Annotated in this window: 7 protein-coding genes; 2 read left to right on the top strand and 5 right to left on the bottom strand. The window is 68.8% G+C overall.

Annotated elements, in window-relative coordinates:
• The 5 genes from A3CQ_RS0128620 to A3CQ_RS0128600 form a co-directional block, all read right to left on the bottom strand.
• The coding region (locus tag A3CQ_RS0128620) for an RICIN domain-containing protein (protein WP_020514386.1) at positions 1-2,117 on the bottom strand (2,117 nt) is incomplete at its 3' end.
• 117 nt (positions 2,118-2,234) lie between these two features.
• On the bottom strand, positions 2,235-3,092 hold the full coding sequence (locus A3CQ_RS0128615) for a carbohydrate ABC transporter permease (protein WP_020514385.1): 858 nt from the start codon (positions 3,090-3,092) through the stop codon (positions 2,235-2,237).
• A gap of 3 nt (positions 3,093-3,095) precedes the next feature.
• Positions 3,096-4,016, bottom strand: a complete 921-nt coding sequence (locus A3CQ_RS0128610) for a carbohydrate ABC transporter permease (protein ID WP_020514384.1) — start codon at positions 4,014-4,016, stop codon at positions 3,096-3,098.
• 110 nt (positions 4,017-4,126) lie between these two features.
• A complete protein-coding gene (locus A3CQ_RS0128605; protein ID WP_026206303.1) occupies positions 4,127-5,416 on the bottom strand; it encodes an ABC transporter substrate-binding protein in 1,290 nt (429 codons plus the stop codon).
• 267 nt (positions 5,417-5,683) lie between these two features.
• Positions 5,684-6,619 (bottom strand): DMT family transporter, encoded by a 936-nt coding sequence (locus tag A3CQ_RS0128600; RefSeq protein WP_020514382.1) that lies wholly within the window; start codon positions 6,617-6,619, stop codon positions 5,684-5,686.
• Positions 6,620-6,710: 91 nt separating this feature from the next.
• On the opposite strand from A3CQ_RS0128600, the gene A3CQ_RS0128595 reads away from it, so the two are divergent.
• Positions 6,711-7,304: a TetR/AcrR family transcriptional regulator gene (locus A3CQ_RS0128595; RefSeq protein WP_020514381.1), complete on the top strand. Its 594-nt coding sequence runs from the start codon at positions 6,711-6,713 to the stop codon at positions 7,302-7,304.
• A gap of 63 nt (positions 7,305-7,367) precedes the next feature.
• Complete coding sequence (locus A3CQ_RS0128590; RefSeq protein ID WP_026206302.1) at positions 7,368-8,489, top strand: serine hydrolase domain-containing protein; 1,122 nt, start codon at positions 7,368-7,370, stop codon at positions 8,487-8,489.
• Positions 8,490-8,511 lie beyond the last annotated feature (22 nt).

Here is an 8,511-nt window from a genome sequence, read left to right as displayed (position 1 = left end):
GTCCACCGCTGATTCGCACCACCCGAGCAATCCCACAACTGCGCCAGCGCACCGTTCGCCGTGCTCTGACCCGTGACATCGAGACACCGCCCGGACTGAACGCCGACGATCTGCACGTTCTGCTGGGCCGGCGGGTTCCCCGAGGCGATGCCGGCCGAGGACATCACCGCCTGGGCGCCGGCCGGCCAGTTGCCCCCGGTGACCGTCGTGTTGCCGGACACGTTGTTGCCCCGGTCGCCGTTCCCGTTGTACGTGGTGCCGTTGGTCGTCCAGTTGCCGGTCACGGTGAGGTTGCCGGTGTTGTTGTTGCCGTTCGCGTTGGCGGTCGACCAGACCCCGACGTCGGAGAACACGTTGCCGGTGGCGCTCCAGTACCGGGAGCCCTCGTCGAAGTACAGGCCGAAGTACCCGTGCGTGTGCAGGCAATAGTTGCCGCTCACGGTCCCGTTCGGATTCGCCGAGAGCGTGTAGACGCAGCCGCCGTCGTTCATCTGCTGCATGACGTCGTGAACGTAGTTGCCGGTGATCTGGTTGCCGGACGCGGTCGTCGCGGTGGAGTACCGGGGCTGATAGTTGTACAGCCCGCGGTTGGCGTAGTCGTTGCTGCCGCCGGCGTCGTTCGCGCCCCATCCGTAGCCGGCCGCGATCCCGGAGTACGGCATGTTGTAGACCTCGTTGTGGGTGATGACCGCGTTCGTGACGTACGTGGTGAGGAACGAGACGATGCCGCGGTAATCCACGCCGATGTCGTGCACGAGGTTGTTGCTGATCGTGAGGTTCCGGTTGATCATGCGGCTGTCGCTGGGATGGTGCGCGTCGGCCTGCACTCCGCCGGCGACGATCCCGCCCGCCGCGACGCCGGTGAACACGGATCCGGTGACGGTGACCGAGCTCGTCCCCAGGCCGACGCCGCTCGCGTGGGCGTTGGCGTCGTTGCCGATGCCGATCGCCGTCTGCCCGAGGTTGACGAACCGGTCGCCGGTGAAGGTGATCGTGCCGGCCGCGGACACCTGCACCGCGGCGGGCATCTGACTCCACCGCGGCCGGGTCGCCTCGAACTGGGTGCAGCCGGACGCGCAGGAGCCGAAGCCGGGCCAGGACCAGTTTCCGGCGAGGTAGGCGCCGGTCTGCTGGTCGGCGTAGCCCTGGTTGCCGCTGGGGCCGAGCCAGCTGGTGCCGGTGAACTCGATGCCGGAGAACGTGAGGTCGTGGGCCGGCGAGTCGTACGTGCCGCCCACGTCCATCAGGGAGCCGAGGGCCGGGAGTTCCACGTCGGCGCTGCTCATCGATTCCCCGGAGCGGGGAATGTAGGACAGGGTGCCGGTGCCCGGGTCGAGGTACCACTCCCCCGGCGTGTCGAGGAACTCGTACGCGTTCTCCAGGTACATCGGGCCGGCCCGGAACGGGCTGGTGAGCGTGTCGTACCCGATGGCGTTGTTGTTCCACGCCGGCTGCTGCATGGTCAGCAGGTTGTTGCCGATGCCCTGGACCGGCGAGTAACGGTCGGTGAACGAGTTGATCGCCTCCACCTCGACCCGGCTCTGGTTCGCGATCGAGTTGAGGTAGCCCAGCGCCGAGCTGGTGAACCGCAGCCCGGTGCCGTTCGCGGTGAAGTCGGACCGGTTCACCTGGGTACGGGCCCGGATCGCCGGGCTGCCGTTGACGTAGAGCTGCCGGGTGTCGAGTCCGGCGCCGACGCTCGCCTGCCAGATGTTGCGCCCGGCGTCGGCCTGCCGCCAACCGGTGACCTGTCGCGCGCCGGTGATGACCGGGTGGGCGGACGGCGCCGCCTGCCAGACGACGGTGTGGCCGTTGGCGCCCGAGTCGGCCGCGGTGAACCGCAGCGGCGCGGACAACCGGTACACCCCGTCGGCGAGTTGGACGACGAGGTCACCGGTCATGCCGCCGACCGCCGACCGCACCGCCGCCTGCGCCCCGGACAGGGAGCAGGGCTGGCCGCTCGAACAGGCGGTGCCGCTGCCGGACGGGGATACGTAGAGCGTCGTGGTGGCGGCGGCCGCGGGCGACGCGGCGACCAGGACAGCGGCCGCCGCCGTGGCCGACAGGCCGAGACCGGCGATCAGCGGTCGTTGCAGGACACGCGGGAGCTGGGGCATCGGGACTCCTCGGAAGCGGTGGAGTCGTCGGTGGGGAGCCCGGACGGAATGCCTGCAACATAGGTCGTACGTATTATGTACGTCAAGTGACGGTCATCGATCCGCCGCGACCGCGACTCAGCCCTTCACCGCCCCGGTCAGTCCGCCGACGATGCGCCGCTCGAACACGCTGAAGAACAGCAGCGCGGGAAGCATCGACAACGACGTGAACGCGAGCACCTTGGCGGTGTCGGTCGAGTACTGCGACGAGAACGCCTGCACACCCAGCGGCAGCGTGAAGGTGTCCTGGTTGTTCAGGAGGAACAGCGGCAGCAGGTAACTGTTCCAGCTGGCGAGGAAGGCCAGGATCCCGACGGTGATCAGGCCCGGCACCGACAGGCGGAGAACCATCCGCCAGAAGAAGCCGAGCCGGCTGCAGCCGTCGATCGCGGCCGCCTCCTCGATCTCCCGGGGGATCGCCCGCAGGAAGGGCACCAGGATGATGATCGTCGTGGGCAGGCCGAAGCCGATCTGCGGCAGGATGACGCCCGGCAGCGTGTCCACCAGGCCAAGGTTCTTGACCAGGATGTACAGCGGCGTGATCGCGACCGTGGCCGGGAACATCAGGCCGGCGGCGAACAGCGCGTACATCGCACCGCGACCGCGGAAGCGGTAACGGGCGAGGACGTAACTCGCCATGACGCCGATCACCACCACGCCGACGGTGGTGCCGAGAGCCACCATGGTCGAGTTGCCGACCTGCCGCCAGAAGACGCCGCTTTGCAGGATGCCGGTGTAGTTGCCCAGCCGCCACGGATGCGGGAGACCCGCCGGGCTGACCGTGATCTGCGAGTTGTCCCGGAAGCCGCCGAGGATGAGGTAGATGACGGGCCCGAGCATGAGACCGATCAGCACCAGCGCGATGAGGTAGACGATCGGGTTACCCCAGGGAAGACCCTTCTTCGGGGTGAACCGGGACTGAGTGATCGTGGCCATGTCCTACCGTCCGTCGGTGAGCGCGCCCTCGGTGTCCCGGCGCAGTACGAAGCGCTGGTACACCAGAGCGATGATCATGGAGATGACGAAGAGCACGACCGCGACCGCGTTGCCGTACCCGTAGTTCGCCGCGTTGCGTCCCTCGACAACCATGTAGGTGACCATGGTCGAGGTCCCGGCGGTCGACGCGACGTACTGACCCCAGATGATGTAGACGAGGTCGAACAGCTGCAGCGCGCCGATGATGGAGAGGAAGCCCCAGATCCGGATGGTCGGGGCCAGCAGGGGCACGGTGATCCGCCGCTGGATCTGCCAGTACGACGCGCCGTCGACCGCGGCCGCCTCGGCCAGCTCCTCCGGGATGTTCTGCATGCCGGCCATGAACAGGATCACCGCGAAGCCGATGTACTTCCAGGTCAGGATGACCATCAAGGTCCAGATGGCGAGTTTCGGGTTCGCCAGCCAGTCCTGTTTCCACGAGCCCAGCCCGATCGCGTCGAGGATGCCGTTCACCGCCCCGCTGACCTGCAACAGCAGGCTCCAGCCGGTGCCGACGATGACCTCCGAGATCACGAACGGGACGAAGATGAGCAACCGGATGAGGGACCGTCCGCGGATCTTCTGGTTGAGCATGAGCGCGAACCCGAGCGCGATCGGGCCCTGGATGAGCAGCGACAGCACGACGATCATGCCGTTGTGCAGCAGCGCGTCGTGGAACGAGCTGTCCTGGAGGATGGTCTTGTAGTTCTGGAGGCCGACGAAGTTGGTCGGAACCCCGTAACCCTTCCACTTGTAGAAGCCGTAGTAGCCGGCCAGCACGACCGGGAAGATCACGAAGGTCAGGAACGTCAGGACCGCGGGACCGGACAGCACCGCGATCTCGGCCCGTTGGGCCCAACCGATTCCGCGCCGGCGGGGACGCACCGGAGGCGGCGCCTGCACGCCGCCTCCGATGCCTTCCGTGGTGCCTGGCGCAGCCTCAGTGACCGATACTCGTGCGCCACCGAAGTTGCTGCTCATCGCTCGGCTACCTCTCAGCCCTTCTTGGCTGCGTCGTTCACGGCCTTGATGATTCCGTCGACGTCACCCTTGCCGGCGAGCATGTTGACGACGGCGACGTTGAGCGCGTTGCCGACGTTCTGGCCGTAAACCGTGTCGAGCCACTGCGAGACGTACGGCGCCTTGTTGTAGGCGTCGAGAACCGCCTTCAGGTACGGCTCGGTGACCGCGGCCTGGGCGTCCTTGCTGATCGGCAGCGAGTTGAACGCCTTGTAGTAGGCGACCTGGACGTCCTTGGTGTCGAGGTAGTTGAGGAAGTCGGCACACTCGTCCGGCGCCTTGACGGAGCAGGAGAGGCCGTCGGCGCCACCCATGATCGCGGCCGGGTCGCCCTGGCCGCCGGGCACCGCCGGGAACGGGAAGAAGTCGAGGTCGGGCAGCGGCTTCTGGTCCTTGGTCAGGCCCGCGATGACGCCCGGGTCCCAGGAACCCATGAGCTCCATGCTCGCCTTGTGGTTGGCGATCAGGCCGGCCGAGCTGCCCGCGCCCTGCTGCGCCGAGGTGGTCAGGAACCCGTTGTTGAACGGCTGCGTGCCGGCGAACGCCTTCAGGTCGTTACCGGCCTTCGTCCAGCACGGGTCGTCGAAGGTCTTGCTCTTGGCCGCGGCGTCGAGCGTGGCCTTGCTGCAGGCGCGCAGCGCGAACCAGTAGTACCAGTGAGCGGCCGGCCAGGCGTCCTTGCCGCCGAGGGCGATCGGCGTGCCCTTGGCCTTCAGCTTGGTCACCGCCGCGTTGAGCTCGTCCAGAGTGGTCGGCGGCGTGTCCACCCCGGCCGCTTTGAACAGGTCCTTGCTGTACCAGAGACCGCCGGGCAGGACCGACTGGGGAATCGCGTACACCTTGCCGTCGAGAGACCCGGTGCCCAGGGCGGCGTCGCCGATCGCCGCCTTGGTCTCCGGAGTGACGAGGCTGGTGAGGTCCTTGAGCTGGCCCGCCTCGACCATCGCGGCCATCTTGCCGCCGCCCCGCTGGAGGAAGATGTCGGGCGCCGAACCGGAGTTCAGCGCCGTCTGGAGCTTGCCGTCCAGATCTTCGTTCTGCACCGTCTGGATCTTGATGGTGACGTTCGGGTGGGCGGCGTGGTAGTCGGCGGCCGCCTTCTCCCAGAACGCCTTGCCGGGACCGGTCGTCGCGTTCTCCCACAGCTGCATCGTGACGTTGCCGCCCGAGTCGGATTTGCCGTCGTCGCCGCCGCTGCACGCGCCCACGCCCAGGACGCTCAACGCCACCACGGCTGCCATCGCAAGGGTCTTGTTAGAAGCCATAAAGCTCACCTCAGACCGAAAGTTTCGGAGTGTTTCCGGAATGTGACGCCTAAGCTAGAAACAGATGCATGTGCATGTCAAGATGCACACCGGGGCATCTCCGACTCTTCGTGTAACAATTACGCACCGAGGGTTATCTGCAACGTCGTCAATCTGGTCGGAGCGTTACACGTCCGCCCGGAACTGCCAAAACCCTCCGGAAGTTGCAGGCAAGCGGTTGCCTCGGAACTTCTCGACGATTGTTCCGAAAGTTTCGGCCTTGCTCCGTCAGCTCAGCTGCACCAATATCGAGCCGCCGACCAGGATCGCCAGGCCACCGAGCCGAGCCGGGGTCAACCGGCGGCTCGGCATCCGGAAGAGGCCGTACTGGTCGATGGCGGCCGAGGCGAGCTGCTGGCCGGTCACCGTCAGCGCGACCGTGGTGGCGGCGCCGATGACCGGGATCAGCAGGAACGTCGCCGTCACGTACGTGGCCGCGGCGGCGCCACCCAGCCAGCCCCACCACGGCATGTCCCGCAGCGGGCGCAATTGCGGCCGCGGCGTCCGTTCGAGAGCCAGCAGCCCCGACAGCACGACGGCAATCGTCAGGGTCGCGACGGTGAAGCTGACCAGCGCGACCGCGAGCGGCTCCCCCACCTCCCGGCGGAGGGCGGCGTTGATGGCGCCCTGTACCGGCAGCACCGCCCCGGCGACCAGGCCCAGCGCGATCCACGGCCCCCGGACGGCCGAGCCCGCCGCCCCGGCCGGGCCCGCCGCGTTGCGTTGCCCTCGAATGACAGCGGTGATCCCCACCAGCACCGCGGCCGCGCCGGCCACCACGCCGGCGCTGACCGGCTCGCGGGGCACACCCAGCAGGCCGCCGAAGTCGAGCGCGAGCGAGGCGAGGACCTGACCGGTGACGAACAGGCCGACCGACGCGAGCGCGCCCAGCCCCGGGAACAACAGGATGGCGCTGGTGATGTAGACCGGACTGGCGATGCCGCCGAGGAGCTTCCACGGGGCGACGCCGGACAGGTCGCTCAGACCGCCGAGCCGGCCGGCGACCGCGGCCACGGCCAGCAGCAGCACGGCCGCGAACCCGAGCTGGAGCGTCGACGCGCCGTACGGCGTACCGACCGCCCTGGTCAGTTGAAGGTTGACCGACGCCTGGGCGGCGAGGAGCCCGCCCACCGCGACGGCCGTCAGGAGAAAGATGGCTTCCATGTCCGCCCCTATCTGGACGCTGGGTCCGCTTACCTTCACAGCAAGCGGACTTCGCGTCCGCTTATTCCGGGCGCGGATGTACGCTCCTGGGATGGTCGTGAGGGAGGAACGGGCGGACGCGGCGCGCAACCGGACGCGCGTGCTGGAGGCCGCCGAGGAACTGTTCGCCAGGGTCGATCCGGCCTCGGTCACGATGGAGGACATCGCCCGGGCGGCCGGCGTGGGCAAGGGCACGCTGTACCGGCGCTACCCCAACCGGGACGCCGTCGCGGTCGCGCTCCTCGACGAGCACGAGCGCCGGCTCCAGGAGAGGCTGCTGACGGGCCGGCCGCCGCTGGGCCCGGGAGCGCCGCCGGCGGCTCGCATGCGGGCCTTCTACGCCGCCATGGCCGATCTGCTCGACCAGCACGGCCACCTTGCGCTGGCCGCCGAGACCGGCGCCAAACGATTCACCACCGGCGCGTACGGCTTCTGGCGCGCCCACGTCGGCGCCCTGCTGGACGACGCCGGACTGCGGCGGCAACGCGGCGCCCTGGTCGACACGTTGCTGGCGCCGCTGGCGCCCGAGGTCTACCAGTACCAGCGTCGCGTCCTCGGCATCTCCCGGGCCCGGATCGTCGCGGCTCTCGAGCTCGTCGCGGAGGGCGTTTTCGCCCGGGCGCCGGAGGCGGTAAAGAAAGCGTAAGTGTTCTCCGGACCCTCGGTGGTGAACGGGCGATCGGCGCCCGATCGCATCCGGAGGGCGACGATGAACGACATTCAGCACACCGTCCAGCAGACGATCGACCAGCTGATCGACAGCGGGGCCGAACGGGGACTCCAGGTCGCCGTCCATCGGCACGGGGAACTGATCGTGGACGCGGTCGGCGGCATGGCGACCGGCGACCGGCCGGTCACCTCCGACACGTTGTTCCACGTGACCTCGACGGCCAAGGGCGTGGCCTCGACGGTGCTGCACACGCTGGTGGCGGACGGGCTGCTCGGGTACGACACACCGGTGGTCGAGCTGTGGCCGGAGTACGGGGTCAACGGCAAGGACCGGACGACCGTCCGCGACGTGCTCACCCATTCCGCCGGCGTACCGGCCGTGCCCGTCGGCACCACCACCGACGACCTCTGCGACTGGGACAAGATGTGCGGTCTGGTCGCCGGCGCGACCCCGTGGTGGGAGCCGGGCAGCCGGACCGGATACCACCCGCAGACGTACGGATTTCTGATCGGCGAGATCGTGCGGCGGGCGACCGGAAACACCATCTCGGAGGAGACCCGCCGGCGGGTGGCCGAGCCGCTCGGTGTCGAGGCCGAGCTGTTCTTCGCGGTCCCGCGGAGGGAGCTGGGTCGCGTCGCGCACCACACCCAGCCGGACGGCATGCACCTGACCCTCGAGATGGCCACCCAGATGGCCGAGACGGTGCCGTTCTTCCGCGTCCTCGACGGCTGGACCGCGGCCCCGCTCGGCGCGCTGCCCGACGCCGACTTCTGCAACCGGGTCGACGTGCTCACCTCGGAGATCCCGGCCGGCGGGGTGGTGTCGGCACGAGGCATCGCCACGATGTACGCCGCCCTGCTCGGCCCGGTGAACGGCGTCCGCCTGCTGTCCGGCGCCCGGCTGCGGGAGGTCGCCTCGGTCGTCGTCAGCGGGCCGGACGCGGTCCTCGGGTTCCCGGCCAAGCGCGGGCTCGGCTTCGACATCGGGTTCGCGGGTCCGCTGGACAGCCCCACGTTGTTCGGAATGGCGGGCAGCGGCGGGACCGCGGCCTATGCCGACCCGGAGACCGGTGTCGCGATCGCGGTCGCGAAGAACCGGGTCACGGCGGGCGACTACACGGCGTTCACCGCGATCAGCTCGGCCGTCGCGAAGAGCTTGTGAGGGCCTGGCGATGAGAGGAAGA

It is taken from the genome of Paractinoplanes globisporus DSM 43857, from assembly GCF_000379645.1.
Lineage (GTDB): Bacteria > Actinomycetota > Actinomycetes > Mycobacteriales > Micromonosporaceae > Actinoplanes > Actinoplanes globisporus.
This window is presented reverse-complemented; position numbering and strand designations above follow the sequence as displayed.

Excerpts from the sequence above, each read along its gene's own strand:
- A3CQ_RS0128595 (WP_020514381.1), top strand. The coding sequence starts at position 6,711 with ATGGTCGTGAGGGAGGAACGGGCGGACGCGGCGCGCAACCGGACGCGC.
- A3CQ_RS0128600 (WP_020514382.1), bottom strand. The coding sequence starts at position 6,619 with ATGGAAGCCATCTTTCTCCTGACGGCCGTCGCGGTGGGCGGGCTCCTC.
- A3CQ_RS0128615 (WP_020514385.1), bottom strand. The coding sequence starts at position 3,092 with ATGGCCACGATCACTCAGTCCCGGTTCACCCCGAAGAAGGGTCTTCCC.
- A3CQ_RS0128605 (WP_026206303.1), bottom strand. The coding sequence starts at position 5,416 with ATGGCTTCTAACAAGACCCTTGCGATGGCAGCCGTGGTGGCGTTGAGC.
- A3CQ_RS0128590 (WP_026206302.1), top strand. The coding sequence starts at position 7,368 with ATGAACGACATTCAGCACACCGTCCAGCAGACGATCGACCAGCTGATC.